A 16,325-nucleotide genomic window follows, 5' to 3' on the forward strand; every position below is an offset into this window, starting at 1 on the left:
CTTCGGGTTTCTCGCGCAGAAACTTTCTCGCCGCAACAGGATTGGCGCCGCGCTCGTCATCGGTAGCGGTTACGGCGGGGCGGTAGCCGCACTCCGATTGACGCAAGCCGGGATCGACACGCACATGGTCGAGATGGGCAAGGCCTGGACCACGCCGGGATCGGACGGGAAGATCTTCTGCCCGATGCTCTCGCCGGACGGTCGGTCGACCTGGCTCCGAACTCGCACAGTGCAACCGGTTTCACACTTCTCCGGTGGTTCGGTCGATAAGAACATCAGTAAATACGTCGGTGGAATCAAGGTCTACCGGAGTCGCGGAGTGGGTGGTGGATCGCTCGTCAACGGCGGAATGGCTGTGACGCCGAAACGCAACTACTTCGAGGAAATCCTGCCGAACGTCGACTCCAATGCGATGTACTCGACCTACTTCCCCAAGGCGAACGCCGCGCTGGGGGTGAACAACGTCGACCCAGCGTGGTTCGAGTCGACCCCGTACTACAAATTTGCCAGAACAGGACGCAAAACCGCGCAGAGATCCGGCTACACAACAACATTCGTGCCCAATGTGTACGACTTCGAATACATGAAACAGGAAGCCGCCGGGCAGGTGACCAAATCGGCACTGGCATCGGAAGTCATCTACGGAAACAACGCCGGCAAGAAGTCCCTCGACAAAACTTACCTCGCCCAAGCCTCAGCGACCGGCAAACTCACCATCACCACGCTGCACGTCGTGACGGAAGTGAAGCCGGCCGCCACGCTCGTCGATCTGGTTCATGGACACCTGATACCTGGGCCGACCCCGCCGCGCCGGTGTTCGCCGAAATCGCACCGTTCCCGGCCGGTGCCGAACTGTGGGTGAGTCTGCATCGGCCTATGGGATGGCCGGCGGTCCGGCCGGGTATCAGCCGGACAAGGACGCCGAGAAGGTACTCGCCGAAACATTGACGGTCGCATACGGCGAGTCGAAGCCTGACGGACTGCGAGCCCTGGTGCACGCGGGCAATGCAGCGAAGGTGCTGATCGACGCTGCCAAGAATGCGGAAATGCTCGTCGTCGGTAGTCGCGGTCGCGGCGGATTCGTCGGTTTGCTGCTCGGGTCGGTCAGTAAAAGCGTTGCCGAGCATGCCGAATGCTCGGTCGTGGTCGTACGTGACCCCGCGGACAAGAATTGACGAATATTTTGCACTCCAGACCTGTCTTGCGCGGGCGATGACACTAACGGCTACGCGGCAGGCGACCACCACCCCGATGGGAATCGTGTCTGCAGCGGCGATGTCCACAGCTGACCTAATGGAACAGTTGGCGGGCAGCGCCGAGGTGGGCCTGTCCGGCGTCGAGGCTGCTCGGCGACGCGCGCAGTGGGGGCCCAATGCCGTGTCTTCGCACCGCGCCAGATTCTGGCCGGTGCTCTGGCATCAACTCCGGTCACCGCTGCTCGCGTTGCTGCTCATCGCTGCGACCGCGTCCTATTTCGTCGGTGAGCGCAGTTCAGCGCTAATTATCGGCATCATCGTCGCCTTGTCGGTCGGATTGGGGTTCGTCAACGATCGGTTGAGAAATGGCCGAGTGTCAATAGCGACGAGTTTCGTCCGCCGGCGCAGTCTTCAGCTGCATGGGAAAACTCAGCTATGGCTTCAACGTATCGGTGGATGGGTACATCGCCGACGCCCAAGGCAGCATCGACTGGTCTGAACCGAGCGAAGAACTGCACCAGTACTGGAACGATCTCGAGCGGGAGACTGCCTTGTCGTTCTATGGGCGGCGGCTCTACGAACTGATGTCCGCCTTTTGGCCGACCGTCGACAAGTCCCCGGACGCCAACCCGACGATCGTCGACTTCGCGCACATCTGGCGCAACATGCCCAAGGTCGTGTTCTCTCGCACTCTGGAGTCCGTCGACTGGAACTCCCGCCTCGAATGCGGCGACCCGGTCGAGGTGGTGAGGAAGCTGAAAGCCGAAACCGACGGCAGGTTGGCGGTGGCCGGGGCGACTTTGGCCGCACCTATCGTGCAGGCGGGACTGGTGGACGAATACCAGATCGTGATTTCGCCGATCGCAGTCGGCGGCGGCATACCGTTCTTGCCGACCCTGCCGTCGTGGATCTCGCTGCGACTGGTGGAGAACCGCACCTTCCCCGGAGGCGCGGTTTTGCTGCGTTACGAGGCGAAGTAGCCGAAGACTCCGCCGTCATCGGGGCGAACCGTGCGACAACCGATCTGGCCTGCGACCCGGAACTCTCTCATCCGGAGTGGTTGAATCGACACCAATGCTGGATGGATCCGTCCGCCCTGAATCGAGAGGTCGCATCATGCATGTTGGCGTAGACAGCTTCGTCTCCTCCGTGACAGACCCGACGGACGGCCGCGTGATCGGGCCGGCCGAGCGGATGGGGCACCTGCTCGAGGAAATCGCCCTTGCTGACCAGGTTGGGCTCTACTCGTTCGGCATCGGCGAGCATCATCGCAGCGAGTACTACGATTCGGCGCCGTCGATCATTCTGGCTGCCGCTGCCGCTCGGACGGAACGGATCCGCCTCGGCAGCGCGGTCAAGGTGCTCAGCGCGGATGATCCGGTGCGGGTGTTTCAAGAGTTCGCCACCCTGGATCTGATCTCGAAGGGCCGGATCGACCTGGTGGTAGGCCGCGGGTCCTTCACCGAATCGTTTCCGCTGTTCGGCCTCGATTTCGCCGACTACGACTCTCTTTTCACCGAGAAGCTGGAACTGTTGCTGCAGATCCGCGACAACATCGAGGTCACCTGGTCCGGTCGACATCGCCCACCACTGGTCCAGCAGAGCATCTACCCGCGGCCCGTGCAGGATCCGTTGCCGATCTGGGTCGGCGTCGGTGGAACCCCGGAGTCCTTCGCCCGCGCGGGCATGCTGGGGCTGCCACTGATGATTGCGATCATCGGTGGTGAGCCGCGCCAGTTCGCCCCGCTCGTAGACCTGTACCGGCGCGCAGGAGCCCAGGCCGGTCACGCCCCAGAGAAGCTGCAGGTAGGGCTGCACGTATTTGGCTTCGTCGCCGAGACCACGAAAGTGGCAGCGGACACTGTCTACCCGGGCTGGAATGAAATGTTCACCAAAATCTCCCGGGAGCGCGGTTTCTCCAGACCGACCCGCCAGCAGTTCGACGCCACATCCGGGCCCGACGGTGCCTTTTTCATGGGAGACCCGCAGACCGTGGCCGAGAAGATCCTGCGGGTCGGGGAACAGTTGGGCGGCGTCGACCGGTTGTCGCTGCAGATGACGAATCCGAGGCTCGCCCACGGTGACCTACTCCGCGGGATCGAGTTGCTCGGCACCGAGGTTGCCCCTCTGGTGGCGAAAGCCTGACATCTGGGACTCCGAGTGTGCGGACGACGAAAACGCCTCACTGCGCGTGCAATGCCGTAGCGACTGCCGCGGTGACCGGCGCTCCGCCACGCGGCAAGGCGAGCACCAGCACGTCTTCGGAGAAGTCTTCGGGATCGAGAAGGACCGACAACGCCTGCCCGGCGTCGACTCGGTCGCGGAACGTTCTCGTCCTCATGTCGAACATTTACCCACGGCATCGACGCGTCGAACCCGCGGTTCTTTCCGGCGCTCAGTCCGTCGACTTCCTCAGCTCGAATTTCAGTATCTTGCCCGTCGGCGTGCGGGGGAGGTCCAGTGGAAAGACGATCTCGTCGGGGACTTTGAACTTCGCGAGACGGCCGCTGGTGTACTCGATCAATTCTTGGGCGCTCACCTCGGCGTCCTTCTTCTTGATCACGAATGCTTTGGGGCGTTCCCCCCACTTCGGGTGCGGGACGCCGATGACGGCGGCTTCCAGAACCGCTGGGTGCGACATGAGTGCTTGCTCGATCTCCACGGTCGAAATGTTCTCGCCGCCCGAAATGACGATATCCTTGGCGCGATCTTTGACCTGGATGTAGCCGTCCGGGTGCATTACCCCGAGGTCGCCGCTGTGGAACCAGCCGCCGGCGAACGCTTCCGCTGTGGCTTTCGGATCCCGGTAGTAGCCGAGCATCACGTTGTTGCCGCGAAGGACGATTTCGCCCATCGTTTGTCCGTCGGCTGCGACGTCGTTCATTTCGGGATCGACGACGCGTGCGTCCTCGGCTTGAATCATCCCGACGCCCTGTCTGGACATCAACTCGGCGCGCTCGTCGGATTTCAGTTCGTGCCAGTCGTCCTGAACTTCGCAGATCGTGTACGGCCCGTATACCTCGGTCAGCCCGTACACGTGGACGACGGTGATTCCGAGTCCTTCGAGCTTGGCGATGATGCTCGGTGCTGGTGGCGCTCCGGCGGTGGTGATGTGCAGGGCGTCCACGTGATGCGCCTGGGGTGCTTCGGCGATGGTCGAACAGACAACCGGTGCGCCGCACAGGTGCGTGATGCCCACATTGTCGATTGCATCCCACACTGCGTCGGCGCGAACCGCGCGCAGACAGACGTGGGTGGCGGCTGCCTGAGTGACGGCCCAGGGTGTGCACCAGCCGTTGCAATGAAACATCGGGAGGGTCCATAGATACTTGGTCGAGCCGGTGAAACCGTTGTGGAACGTCTCGCCGAGCGAATTGAGGTAGGCGCCACGATGGGTGTACATCACGCCCTTGGGCTTGCCGGTGGTTCCGGAGGTGTAATTGATTGCTATGACCTGCTGTTCGTCCTCTACGCCCCATACCAACGAAGGTGCATCGACGAGGTCGCCGGCCTCGGCGAGAAGGTCTGAATACTGTCCGGTGACAACGCCTTCCGGAACGGTGGGGGGAGCGATCGTGGAGTCGGGGATCTCGATTATTTCCTGCAGCGACGGCACTGCCGAGCGGGCACCGGAGGCGGATCCGACGAGCTCAGAATCGACGAACAAGATCTTGGTGCCGGAGTGGTCGAGGATGTAGTCGAGCTCGCTGCCGGTCAAACGTGAGTTGAGGGCAACGAGGACGCCCCCTGCCAGGGGAACGGCGAAGTGCGCAAACAGCATTTCCGGGGTGTTGGGACTGAGGTATGCGATGCGGTCGCCGGGCTCGATACGGCTCGACAGGACGCGGGCGAGACGGTCGACCTCGTCACCGAATTGCTTGTAGGTATAGCAGCGGTCGCCGTGGATCACGGCCACCCGATTCGGGAACACACTCGCTGAACGCGCCAAGAAACGCAACGGGCTCAACGGTGTGTTGTTGGCGGACGACAGTTCGGCGGACGACAGTGTCGAATCGAGCATCGGGTGAGACCTTTCGAAAAGCGGTAGTCTTTGTGACGCGCACTACACATTACCGTTGACGCTATCGACAGCAGGGAGAACGCCGCTACCCCCAAAAGTGGGTATTGGACGGTGTTCGAGAGGAATCGTGAAACTCGTCGATACCGTCAAAACGTACATGCGAAACCTGATGGGCAAGTTGGATGTAGCCACCAGAGCGGAGGCCGTGGTCGAGGCGCGTCGGCACGGTCTGCTCGGCTAGAGCGCAATGAATCGCGTTGGCGCGCCCGACATCTACATCAGAGGACTTTGTGCTCTCGTGTGCGTAACTCAGCCGTGCAATCGTGGTGATCATCGGCGGTGAGTCGCCGCACCCTTATCTCTGTCGGGAGGCTGACATGGTCTTGGCGAATCATCAGGAAATCGTTGTCGGAGTCGATGGTTCGCCCACCAGTACGGCTGCGGCTTTATGGGCTGCAGCCATGGCGGATCGTTTGGATTCTCCGCTGCACATCGCGTGCGCGGTTCAGGAACCGACGTTCTACATGGCCGAGTCCGTCATGGTGATCCCCGAGGAAGTGTGGGAGCAGCAGCGTCGTACCGCCGAGGGGATCGTCGACGAGGCAGCGAAAGCCATCCTCGAGCGCCATCCGTACCTCAGTGTGGCCACCCACGTCGACGCTGTGCCACCCGCTGAAATGCTGGTCGATCTGTCGACTTCGGCACGGCTGATGGTGGTCGGTAGCTCCGGGACGGGCCTTGTGCTGTCGACTTTGCTCGGTAGCACCGCCAAGGTGGTGGCGGACACCGCAGCCTGCCCTGTCGTCGTGTGGCGCGAAGGCGTTGGAGACTCGAACTCCCCGATCGTGGTCGGAATCGACGGCAGCGCCACGAGCGCCGCTGCGATAGCGATGGCCTTCGAGATAGCCTCGCGGCTGGAGGTACCACTCATTGCTGCGCATGTGTGGAGTGCCGCATCGCAGGCTGAAGGCGTCACATTGCCGCTCCTCATCGACTGGGCGGCCATCGAAAAGGAGGAGTCGGTCCTCCTCGCCGAAAGCCTGGCGGGGTGGGTCGAGAAGTACCCAGACGTAGTAGTAGAACGTGTTCTCCGACAGAGCAACCCCGCGCACACTCTCGTCGACCTGTCCGAACACGCCCAACTCGTCGTGGTGGGAAGCAGAGGACGGGGTCCGGTGAGAAGCGCCCTACTGGGATCAACCAGTAGCAATCTCACACACCACGCGCGCTGCCCGGTCATGATCTGCCGCGTGCGCTCGTGAGTACTCGTGGCGCATCTCCGTCGGTACATTGCGCGGAAAGAGCAGGCACCCCATAGGCTTCCGCGTGGCGGTCGTCGATTCGGACATCGAGTCGCCGTGAGAATCCAGGGACGCCGGATCGATGCTGTGTTGTTCGATCTGGACGGGGTCGTCACCGACACGGCCGTGATTCACGAGAGGGCATGGAAAACCGCGTTCGATGCGTTACTCGAAGCTGCCGGACAAGGGGATCGGCCGTTCACTCACGAGGACTACCGGGTCTACATCGATGGACGGGAGCGACTCGATGCGGTGCGCGGATTCGCGCATGCACGTGGACTGACTCTTCCCGAGACTTCGCACGGCGACACGGCATTGGGGAGCGTGCGGCAATGGGCCGATCGAAAGAATGAGGACTATCTTCGCACGCTGACCGCTGAAGGTGTCAGGACGATTCCGGGAACGTTGGATGTGCTCCGCCAACTGCGGCTCGCAGGCATTCCGACAGCAGTGGTGTCGGCCAGCAGGAACGCGGGGGAGGTGATGGCCCTTGCCGGCGTCGGGGGACTGTTCGATGTGCGAGTCGACGGCACCGATGCACTGCGTCGAAGCCTGGCCGGTAAGCCCGCACCGGACCTGTTTCTCGAAGCTGCCCGCAGGCTCGGAATTGCACCCAAGTTTTCTGCTGTAGTGGAGGATGCGGTGGCCGGTATTCAGGGCGCGCAAGCCGGAAAGTTCGGACTTGTCATCGGGCTTCAACAAGCATCTGCGGCGGTCGAGTTGGATGCGGAGGTGGTTGTCGGCGATCTCACCGAACTAGATATCGACATCGGTTCGGACAGTCCCGCTGAATACAGCGGTGCTTGTGAGTTGTGCTCCACCGACGCGGAATCGACGTGGGTGCTGCATTATCGCGGCGCGATAGCCTCGGATGAGGGAATCCGCGAGAGCCTCTGCACCCTGGGAAATGGATACTTCGCCACCCGTGGTGCCCTACCCGAGGCGAGCGCAGACGGGGTGCACTACCCGGGTACGTATCTCGCCGGGTGCTACAACAGGCTCACCTCGACGATCAGCGGCGTCGATTACGAGGACGAATCCATCGCCAACTGGCCGAACTGGCTGGGCACCACATTCAATATCGACGGCGGTGAATGGCTTACTACCGACAATCACCTTGTGCAACACCATCACATCGTCCTGGATATGAGGGAGGGTGTTCTTCGACGCGAAAGCCTTCTTGAAGATTCACAGGGGCGGCGCACCTGGCTTCGACAGATTCGGTTCGTATCCATGGCATCGCCGCACCTGGCGGCGCTCGACACCAGACTCGAGCCTGAGAATTACATCGGAACGATCACCGTGCGCGGGACCCTGGACGGCGATGTCACCAATGGCAACGTCGCCGAGTTTCGGGCTTTGAACAACTCTCATCTCACCGAATGTGAAACAGGTTCTGCGGCAAAGAATCAGGTATGGCTCCGGGCGCATACTCGGCAATCGCGGATTGCACTCACGCTCGCGGCCCGAATGGATTCGGCTGCTCCCGTCCTAGGCACAAACAGCACCCCGACGAGCATCTTCCAGGAGACCTCGGCTGACGTCTCGCAGGTCGTCGGCGTGCAAGTAGCGACGATCGTCGCTTTGTATTGCTCTCGCGATCGGGCTATCGCCGATCCGCTCAGCGCTGCACTGTCGTGCCTCGACGAATCGGGATCTTTCTCCACGCTTCTCGACGCCCACCGACGGCAATGGAAACGGTTGTGGCATCGATACGATCTCGAGGTCGAATGCTCCGACGGCGAGACCGCCCGAGCGGTTCGGCTTCAGCTCTTTCATGTCGTCCAATGTCTGTCTCCGCACACCGTGGATCTCGACGTCGGGATTCCGGCGCGTGGCCTTCATGGGGAGGCCTATCGCGGGCACATTTTCTGGGACGAGTTGTTTGTGCTTCCGCTACTGAATCTGCGCATTCCGGAGTTGTCGAGATCTCTGTTGCTCTATCGCTATCGACGACTGTCCGAGGCGAAGCGCCGGGCACGTGAAATCGGCTGTAGCGGCGCCTTGTTCCCGTGGCAGAGCGGCAGCGACGGTCGAGAGGAGACACCGCACGTGCTGTTCAATCCACGATCAGGACGATGGATGCCCGATCACTCCAATCGGCAATTCCATGTCGGCTTGTCGGTTGCCTACAACGTGTGGCACTACTGGGAAGTGACAGCGGATTTCGGCTTCCTGGCCTCCTACGGAGCCGAGATGTTGGTCGAAAATGCACGATTTTGGACCAGCCTTGCGGTGGGGGACGCCGCCGACAATCGATTCGATATTCGGGGCGTCATGGGACCCGACGAATTCCATGACGGATACCCGGGCCATCCCGGTGAGGGAATCGATAATTCGACCTACGTGAACGTGATGGCCTCGTGGAGTATCCGACGCGCGCTGGACGCTTATGCAATCGTTGGTCGTGACGACGGTGTCGGCCTGTGGGCTCTGCTCGATGTCAGCTCTTCGGAACTTCACACATGGCACAACCTGGCATGCAGGCTGCGCGTGGAGTTTCTCGACAACGGATTGCTCGCACAATTTCATGGGTACGGGGAACTCCGAGAACTCGACCTCGATGACTACCGAAAAAGGTACGGAAACATCGGCCGGCTCGATCTGATCCTCGAAGCCGAGAATGACTCCTGCGCACACTACAAGGTGTCCAAACAGGCCGATGTTCTGATGCTGCTGTACCTGTTCACCGCGGAGGAACTCACCGAACTGCTCGCGGCGATGGGGTACGACTTCGAGCCGCGCACAATTCCGGCAACCGTCGACTACTACCTCGCTCGAACGACCCATGGCTCTACTCTGAGCAAAGTCGCGCACTCGTGGGTTCTTGCACGAGGTAATCGTCGAGACTCCTGGGACATGCTGCGTGAGTCGTGCACGGCCGATCTTGCCGACAGTCAACAAGGAACGACGCGGGAGGGAATTCATCTGGGCGCGATGGCGGGAAGTGTCGACATCCTGCAGCGCTGCTATACCGGGATCGAAGTGCGAGGCGACACGTTGAGACTTCATCCGCAGTTGCCGACCGAGCTTCGATCGCTCGAGCTCGATCTCCGATACCGCGATCATTGGGTTCACATCAGATGCGACGATGCAGCGACCACTGTAAAGACGAGCCCATGCAGTGCACCGGCAATTCGGATCAGCATCGATGGTCGGGAATTTGTAATGAACGGCGGTGAATCGGTTTCTGCTGCTGCCTGCCTCGCCTCATGAAAAAAGCTATGACGTGAAGTGTGAAGATTCTATGGCCGCGGGACAACCTCTATCTTTTATCCGTGGATACTGCTCTATGGTTGGTCTCGGTCCGCTTCTACGGATGTAAGGGGCCACCGAATCGGTCTGACGAGGGAGCAAAAGTGAAGAACATGTACGGGCGGCTCGGAGCAGTCCTCGCCATGTCTGCATTGCTGGTTACAGGCTGTTCGAGTGGTGAGGACGGAAGTGATTCCGCGGCGCCGGAGTCCGTTTCCGCTGCTCCAAGTGAGGTCAGCGGGAACATCACCGTATTCGCAGCAGCGTCGCTGAAGGCGACCTTCACTCAGCTCGGCACCATGTTCGAAGCAGCCCATCCCGGGACCGACGTCGCGTTCAACTTTGCCGGTTCTTCGGATCTGGTCGCGCAATTGACCCAGGGCGCACCGGGAGACGTTTTCGCTTCCGCGGATACTGCAAACATGACCAAGGCACTCGACGCGAATCTGATCTCCGGCGAGCCCGAGAACTTCGCTACGAACACGCTGATCATCGTCACCCCTCCCGGGAATCCGAAGGGCATCGCTTCCTTCGCCGACCTCGCCGATACGGACAACAAGGTCGTCGTCTGTGCACCGCAGGTGCCATGCGGTGCCGCAACTACGAAGGTGGAGAAGGCGACCGGAGTCGATGTCGCCCCGGTGAGCGAAGAGTCGTCCGTCACCGACGTCCTCGGCAAGGTCACCTCCGGTCAGGCAGACGCAGGTCTGGTCTACGTGACCGACGCGTCGGGCGCGGGCGAGAAGGTCACCTCGGTCGCCTTCGAGGAGTCAGCCGGTGCAGTCAATACGTACCCGATTGCGGTGCTGTCGGATTCGCAGAACAGCGCGGCGGCAAAAGCGTTCGAAGCACTGGTCGTGAGCGGCGAGGGGCAGAAGATTTTAGGGGACGCTGGATTTGCGGCGCCCTGACGAAAGTGAGATCGCAAGCAATCGAGACTACAGTCGCGCGAGTGGCCTACCCCGGTTAAGGCACGTGCTTGAGTATTGAGCGATGGGATAGTTCACTCGACTGTATGTCCGGTTCGAAAAGCGATGGTAGCGGAGGAGCGACCCCGAGATGACGAGTAGCGGCGTGCGTTCAGCGCGTACCGCGGGGACGCGCGAGTCGATCTTGCTGATGGCGGAACGACTGTATGCCGAGCATGGACTTCATTCGGTGTCCAACCGGCAGGTGAGCGAGGCTGCGGGGCAAGGCAACAACGCGGCGGTCGGGTACCACTTCGGCACGAAGGGGGACCTCGTACGCGCGATCGTCGAACGTCATTCGGTCGTGATCGAGGAGAATCGGACCACGCTCGTGCTTCGAAACGGGGATTCGGAAAGGCTTCGCGACTGGGTCTCGTGCCTCATCGCGCCGTACACCGATCACTTGGCGACGTTGGGACAACCCAGTTGGTATGCGCGATGTGCAGTCCAGATCATTACCGATCCAACGCTGCGGCCGGTGATGTACGAAAAGGCAGGGGTGTCGTCTTCGCTGAGTAAGACCCTCCTCGGGCTCCATCGATGCCTACCGGATCTACCGGCAGCGGTACGTCGAGCACGTAGCGACATGGCCCGAAATATGATGATGCATATCTGCGCCGAGAAAGAACTCGAATTTGCACAGCATCCCGAGCGTCCACCGAACTGGGCCGACTGCGGAACCGATCTTATCGACGCCACGGTAGGCATCTGGCAGGCCCCGGTATCGCCGCGACGCTGACAGAATGAAAAGCGACACGTCGAAATTCCCGGATCCGGGGGAGCCCGAACCACACGATGGAGTTCTTGCCATGACTGATCTCGCGAACATTTCCTGATGACCACGACAGTCGACGTCCTCATCATCGGTGCAGGCCTATCCGGAATCGGTGCCGCGCATCATCTTCGGTCCACCCTGCCGCGAAAGAGCTACGCCATCCTCGAGAGCCGTGGGGCGATCGGCGGAACGTGGGATCTGTTCAGGTATCCGGGGATTCGATCCGATTCGGACATGTACACCCTCGGCTACAACTTTCGCCCCTGGGTGGGCGACAAATCCATCGCCGACGGCGCGTCCATCCGCGAGTACATCGAGGACACTGCGCGCGAAGCCGGGATCGACCGACATATTCGGTTTCATCACACAGTGGTGTCGGCCGAATGGTCCACTGCGACCTCGACATGGACGGTCGAGGCGAAGGTGGGTGAATCAGGCGAAGTTGCGGTGTTCACTGCCTCGTTCTTGATGTGTTGCAGCGGATACTACGACTACGACAAGGGATTCACGCCGGACTTCGAGGGCCTCGACGACTTCGGCGGAACCGTCGTGCATCCGCAGTTGTGGCCGGAGGATTTGGACTACGCCAACAAGAAGATCGTCGTGATCGGCAGCGGTGCCACCGCGATGACGTTGGCGCCGACCCTCGCCCGTGACGCCGACCACGTGACGCTTCTCCAGCGCTCACCCAGCTACATCATGTCGTTGCCGTCGAAGGATCCGATTGCACTGGCGTTGCGCAAGTTCTTGCCGTCACGGGTGGCCTACGGGCTCACTCGAATGAAGAATGCCGTCACCTCGATCGGGATGTACGTGCTGTGTCAGCGCTACCCGAACTTCATGAGGGAACGGATTCGCAAACTTCAGGAGGGGTGGCTGCCCGACGGTTACGATCTCGACACCCACTTCACACCGAAATACGATCCTTGGGATCAACGGCTCTGCCTCGTTCCCGACAGTGATCTGTTCACGGCCATCGGAGAGGGAAAGGTCGATATCGTCACCGACCACATCGAGCGCTTCACCGAGAAGGGGATCGCGCTGACGTCCGGGGAGAATCTCGACGCCGACATCGTCATCACTGCGACGGGTCTCAATCTCGTCGCCCTCGGCAACGTCGCCCTGCGGGTCGACGGCAAGAAGATCGACATCACCGAAACGATGGCCTACAAGGGCATGATGCTCACAGATGTGCCCAATTTCGCATTCGTCATCGGGTACACCAATGCCTCGTGGACGCTCAAGGCCGATCTGGTGTGCGACTACATCGCGCGGCTTCTCAAACACATGGACAGCAAGGGCTACCGGGAAGTCCGCCTCGAACGGGACGCAACCGTCGGGGAGGAACCGTTTCTGGATTTCGCTGCCGGCTACGTTTTGCGTTCGGTCGACACCTTTCCCAAGCAAGGTTCGGTTGCACCGTGGCGCCTGCGGATGAACTATTTCAGAGACCTTCCCGCGTTGCGTTACGGCACACTCGTCGACGACAACATGCGAATGCGCTGACTGGTGATTCCTCACCGATCTCACCGCGGCGATCGGTGAGGTAACACGGAGCCGACACCACGCGATTGGTTATTCGAACGTTACTCGAGGTGCGGCATTTCGAGTGGATAGCCGGGCTGTGACCTGGGAGCATTCAATCGTGACTTTCGGGCCGAGTACGTGCCCCGAATCGGTGTGTGGAAGTGGAGCGTTGATGAGGTTCTCTCGCGGAATCGGGACTACCGCGGTCGCGATGTTGACTGCAACTATCGTCCTGTCCGGTTGCACGACGTCGAATACGGGTTCGACGGACGCACTGGCTCCGATCGACTCCAACCCCATTGCCGAACTCATGAAGCCCAAGGTGAGCTCCAGCGTGGCCGATGGGGCAGTCGGATTCTCTCCCGCAGATCCGGTAACCGTCTCTGTCGCCGACGGCAAGCTCGCAAGCGTCACCGTGATGGATTCGGACGGTGTGCCGATCGAAGGCATCCTCTCTCCCGATGGCCTGACCTGGTCCAACACCGAGCAACTCCAGTACAGCAGCCGCTATCGCGTGCAAGCAGATGCGTACGGAATCGGTGGAGCGACCCGCACGGTCAACAACTTCACGACCAATCAGCCCGGCAACTTCACCAAGGCCTACGTATTGCCGAACGAGGGTGCGGTCGTCGGTATCGGTCAGCCCGTCGCGGTGCAGTTCGACGAGCCAATCGCCGACAAGCTCGCTGCGCAGAACGCCATCCAGGTCACGACGACGCCTCCCGTCGAAGGCGCGTTCTATTGGGTCAACAGCAAAGAGGTTCGGTGGCGTCCGCAGAACTACTGGGCGTCCGGCACCCGCATCGATGTCGCCGTCAACGTCTTCGGCCGTGATCTCGGTGATGGCATCTACGGCCAGGAGAACTCGTCGACGTCGTTCACGATCGGCGACGCCGTCGTCGCAACCGCAGACGACAACATCAAGCAGGTCACTTTCTCGGTCAACGGACAGAACGTCATGACGATGCCCACCTCGATGGGGAAGGACAGTACCCCCACCGACAACGGCGTCTACATCATCGGTGACCGCTTCGATCACCTGGTCATGGACTCATCGACCTATGGAGTGCCGGTAAATTCGTCTTCGGGCTACCGCACGCCGGTCGACTGGGCGACCCGGATGTCCTACAGCGGTATCTTCTTCCACTCGGCGCCCTGGTCGGTGGGCCAGCAGGGGAGCTCCAACACCAGTCATGGTTGCCTCAACCTGAGTCCCGCGAACGCGAAGTGGGTCTACGACAACACAAAGCGTGGCGACATCGTCGTCGTGCAGAACACACTCGGCGGCACACTGTCCGGTACCGATGGGCTCGGCGACTGGAACATCCCCTGGGGTGACTGGAAAGCCGGCAACGCCAACTCCATGTGACAGGGGCGCCCTGAATCAGGCTTCACCCCACTCACCCGATGGACTCAGCGTGCATCCAGGCTCTGGTACCTCGCTGGATCTACTCCGAGCGTCTTCAGGTAGGCAACCGGTTCGACACTTGAGCCGTTGTTTCTGACCTCGTAATGAAGGTGGGGTCCAGTCGAGTTGCCGGTGCTGCCGACCTCACCGATCTGATCGCCGGGCGCAACGGTGTCGCCGACGCTGACGTTCATCGCGGATTGATGTCCGTAATACGTCACCGTGTTTCCGCTCTTGACCCGCACGAGATTGCCGTAACCGTCTCCTGCGTCACCTGCTTGTTCGACGGTTCCGCCGTTCACGGCGTAGATCGGGGTGCCCGAGGGGGCAGCGAAGTCCACACCCTGGTGGAATTGGCCACCGTTTCCGGTCGGGTTGTTCCTGCTGCCGTAGTTCGAAGAGAGTTCGTAGCTGCGCGCGGGCAAGGGCAGTATCGCTCCGCCCAAACCGACCGAGGGGGGAGCGACCTCGACGTCGGGAGCTGACGGCGTGCTCGTGTCGGGTGCCGGCCCGAAGTCGGAATCGAGAATCACCGCAGCGACCTCGTTGATCAGGACGCCGGTGGCGTCGAGTACGGCCGAGAGGATTGCTGCTCGCTGCTGTGCGTCGGGTTGCGGGATAGGGAGTACGGGCAGGTCGATGGTCGGCTGCGCCGTGGCTACGGCCGGATCGATCAGACCCGCGGAACCGATGCACAACGCCGCCGACAACACCGAACCCGCGATCGCTCTGTGAACTTTTCGACCCACTGCAACTGCCTCCTAGTCTCTGCCCGACTGATATCCCTGATGGGCTTCGAACGACGGGTGGCGCGTTTCGGGGGCGCGTCGAATCAACGGTGCAAGTCACAGCTTTCACGTTGGTACTTTTCTTCCCCAAAAGTGCCATTTGCAACCGTACGTCACATGAACCCCATGCAACACTCGAAAGTTGAATTACAACAACGTAATTCGCAACTCGATCGATGCGCTTCCGCCGCGACTTCGTGACGTACGCCTAGATCATGGGTGCAGAACGCACAAAAAAGCCGGCCTCCGTGTGGAGACCGACTTTCTTGCTTCTATGGGGTGAGTGACGGGACTCGAACCCGCGACACCCAGGATCACAACCTGGTGCTCTACCAGCTGAACTACACCCACCATAGCTACCGGACCGAACCCTCGCGAGTTCTGTTTCAGCAGCGATGGCAATACTAGCGGTTCGAATCGTTGGTTGCCAATCGGTATCAGGACTGCGTGTCGAGTCCCTCTACAATTGCAGCGATATCGCTGGTAGAGGGCCCCGGAGGCGTCACGAACACAGTCTGGCGGTAGTACTTCAGTTCCTTGATGGACTCTTCGATGTCTGCCAACGCGCGGTGGGCCAGACCTTTCGTCGGCTGACCGAAATAGATGCGCGGGTACCACCGACGGGCGAGTTCCTTGATGGAACTGACATCGATCATTCGGTAGTGGAGGTAAGTATCGAGGTCACCCATATCGCGCGCGATGAAGCCGCGATCGGTGCCGATCGAATTTCCGGCCAACGGAACTGTCCCGGCAACGGGGACGTGCTCGCGGATATACGCGAGCACCTGACGCTGCGCCTCCTCCAGCGTGACCGAAGATGCACGCACCTCTTCGGTCAATCCGGATTTGGCATGCATCTTCTTCACCACGTCCGGCATCCCGGCCAGCGCGTCGTCGTCGGCATGAATGACGATGTCCACACCGTCGCCCAATACGTTCAATTTGCTGTCGGTGACGAGCGCCGCAATCTCGATGAGCTTGTCTTTCGACAAGTCCAGCCCGGTCATTTCACAATCGATCCACACAAGTTTGTCCTGCACCAGACACACCCTAGTGCGGGCATCCTCACCGCTAAGGTTTGCGGTG

15 protein-coding genes, 1 tRNA gene and 1 pseudogene are annotated in these 16,325 nt (G+C 60.8%); 12 read left to right on the forward strand and 5 right to left on the reverse strand.

Going from position 1 to position 16,325, the window contains the following annotated elements; genetic code table 11:
• Positions 1-474 precede the first annotated feature (474 nt).
• The 5 genes from QMK32_RS25355 (at position 475) to QMK32_RS10470 (ending at position 3,341) form a co-directional block, all read left to right on the forward strand.
• A complete protein-coding gene (locus tag QMK32_RS25355) occupies positions 475-948 on the forward strand; it encodes a hypothetical protein (RefSeq protein WP_502943567.1) in 474 nt (157 codons plus the stop codon).
• A complete protein-coding gene (locus QMK32_RS10455) occupies positions 855-1,175 on the forward strand; it encodes a universal stress protein (RefSeq protein WP_283474793.1) in 321 nt (106 codons plus the stop codon). Before QMK32_RS25355 ends, QMK32_RS10455 begins: the two co-directional genes overlap by 94 nt.
• Before the next feature lie 37 nt (positions 1,176-1,212).
• Positions 1,213-1,695: a cation-transporting P-type ATPase gene (locus tag QMK32_RS10460; RefSeq protein WP_283474794.1), complete on the forward strand. Its 483-nt coding sequence runs from the start codon at positions 1,213-1,215 to the stop codon at positions 1,693-1,695.
• Positions 1,616-2,176, forward strand: a complete 561-nt coding sequence (locus tag QMK32_RS10465) for a dihydrofolate reductase family protein (RefSeq protein WP_283474795.1) — start codon at positions 1,616-1,618, stop codon at positions 2,174-2,176. Before QMK32_RS10460 ends, QMK32_RS10465 begins: the two co-directional genes overlap by 80 nt.
• 136 nt (positions 2,177-2,312) lie before the next feature.
• Positions 2,313-3,341 (forward strand): LLM class flavin-dependent oxidoreductase, encoded by a 1,029-nt coding sequence (locus QMK32_RS10470; protein ID WP_283474796.1) that lies wholly within the window; start codon positions 2,313-2,315, stop codon positions 3,339-3,341.
• A gap of 37 nt (positions 3,342-3,378) precedes the next feature.
• Here QMK32_RS10470 and QMK32_RS10475 read toward each other — a convergent pair whose 3' ends face one another.
• Positions 3,379-3,537, reverse strand: a complete 159-nt coding sequence (locus QMK32_RS10475; RefSeq protein WP_283474797.1) for a hypothetical protein — start codon at positions 3,535-3,537, stop codon at positions 3,379-3,381.
• A gap of 54 nt (positions 3,538-3,591) precedes the next feature.
• The gene (locus QMK32_RS10480; RefSeq protein ID WP_283474800.1) at positions 3,592-5,217 is read right to left on the reverse strand and encodes an AMP-binding protein; all 1,626 of its coding nucleotides are present in this window, start codon (positions 5,215-5,217) and stop codon (positions 3,592-3,594) included.
• 136 nt (positions 5,218-5,353) lie between these two features.
• Between QMK32_RS10480 and QMK32_RS10485 the strand changes: the two are divergent.
• The 7 genes and pseudogenes from QMK32_RS10485 to QMK32_RS10515 form a co-directional block, all read left to right on the forward strand.
• Positions 5,354-5,458, forward strand: a pseudogene (locus tag QMK32_RS10485) (LuxR C-terminal-related transcriptional regulator); the annotation flags it as partial.
• A gap of 136 nt (positions 5,459-5,594) precedes the next feature.
• Positions 5,595-6,479: a universal stress protein gene (locus QMK32_RS10490; protein WP_283474801.1), complete on the forward strand. Its 885-nt coding sequence runs from the start codon at positions 5,595-5,597 to the stop codon at positions 6,477-6,479.
• Positions 6,480-6,575: 96 nt separating this feature from the next.
• A complete protein-coding gene (locus QMK32_RS10495) occupies positions 6,576-9,734 on the forward strand; it encodes an HAD-IA family hydrolase (RefSeq protein WP_283474802.1) in 3,159 nt (1,052 codons plus the stop codon).
• Positions 9,735-9,886: 152 nt separating this feature from the next.
• A complete protein-coding gene (gene modA, locus QMK32_RS10500) occupies positions 9,887-10,684 on the forward strand; it encodes a molybdate ABC transporter substrate-binding protein (RefSeq protein WP_283475327.1) in 798 nt (265 codons plus the stop codon).
• A gap of 148 nt (positions 10,685-10,832) precedes the next feature.
• Positions 10,833-11,480 (forward strand): TetR/AcrR family transcriptional regulator, encoded by a 648-nt coding sequence (locus QMK32_RS10505; protein ID WP_283474803.1) that lies wholly within the window; start codon positions 10,833-10,835, stop codon positions 11,478-11,480.
• 96 nt (positions 11,481-11,576) lie between these two features.
• On the forward strand, positions 11,577-13,022 hold the full coding sequence (locus QMK32_RS10510; RefSeq protein WP_283474804.1) for a flavin-containing monooxygenase: 1,446 nt from the start codon (positions 11,577-11,579) through the stop codon (positions 13,020-13,022).
• Positions 13,023-13,215: 193 nt separating this feature from the next.
• Positions 13,216-14,412, forward strand: coding sequence for a L,D-transpeptidase (locus QMK32_RS10515; protein ID WP_283474806.1), 1,197 nt, complete (start codon positions 13,216-13,218; stop codon positions 14,410-14,412).
• A gap of 44 nt (positions 14,413-14,456) precedes the next feature.
• Here QMK32_RS10515 and QMK32_RS10520 read toward each other — a convergent pair whose 3' ends face one another.
• The 3 genes from QMK32_RS10520 to orn form a co-directional block, all read right to left on the reverse strand.
• Positions 14,457-15,200 carry a M23 family metallopeptidase gene (locus QMK32_RS10520; RefSeq protein WP_283474807.1) on the reverse strand — a complete coding sequence of 248 codons (744 nt, stop codon included), beginning with the start codon at positions 15,198-15,200 and terminating at the stop codon, positions 14,457-14,459.
• Positions 15,201-15,514: 314 nt separating this feature from the next.
• Positions 15,515-15,590, reverse strand: a tRNA-His gene (locus tag QMK32_RS10525).
• 86 nt (positions 15,591-15,676) lie between these two features.
• Positions 15,677-16,279, reverse strand: coding sequence for an oligoribonuclease (gene orn, locus QMK32_RS10530; protein WP_283474809.1), 603 nt, complete (start codon positions 16,277-16,279; stop codon positions 15,677-15,679).
• Positions 16,280-16,325 lie beyond the last annotated feature (46 nt).

The organism is Rhodococcus sp. H29-C3 (genome assembly GCF_030063405.1).
In the GTDB taxonomy this organism is placed as follows: domain Bacteria; phylum Actinomycetota; class Actinomycetes; order Mycobacteriales; family Mycobacteriaceae; genus Rhodococcoides.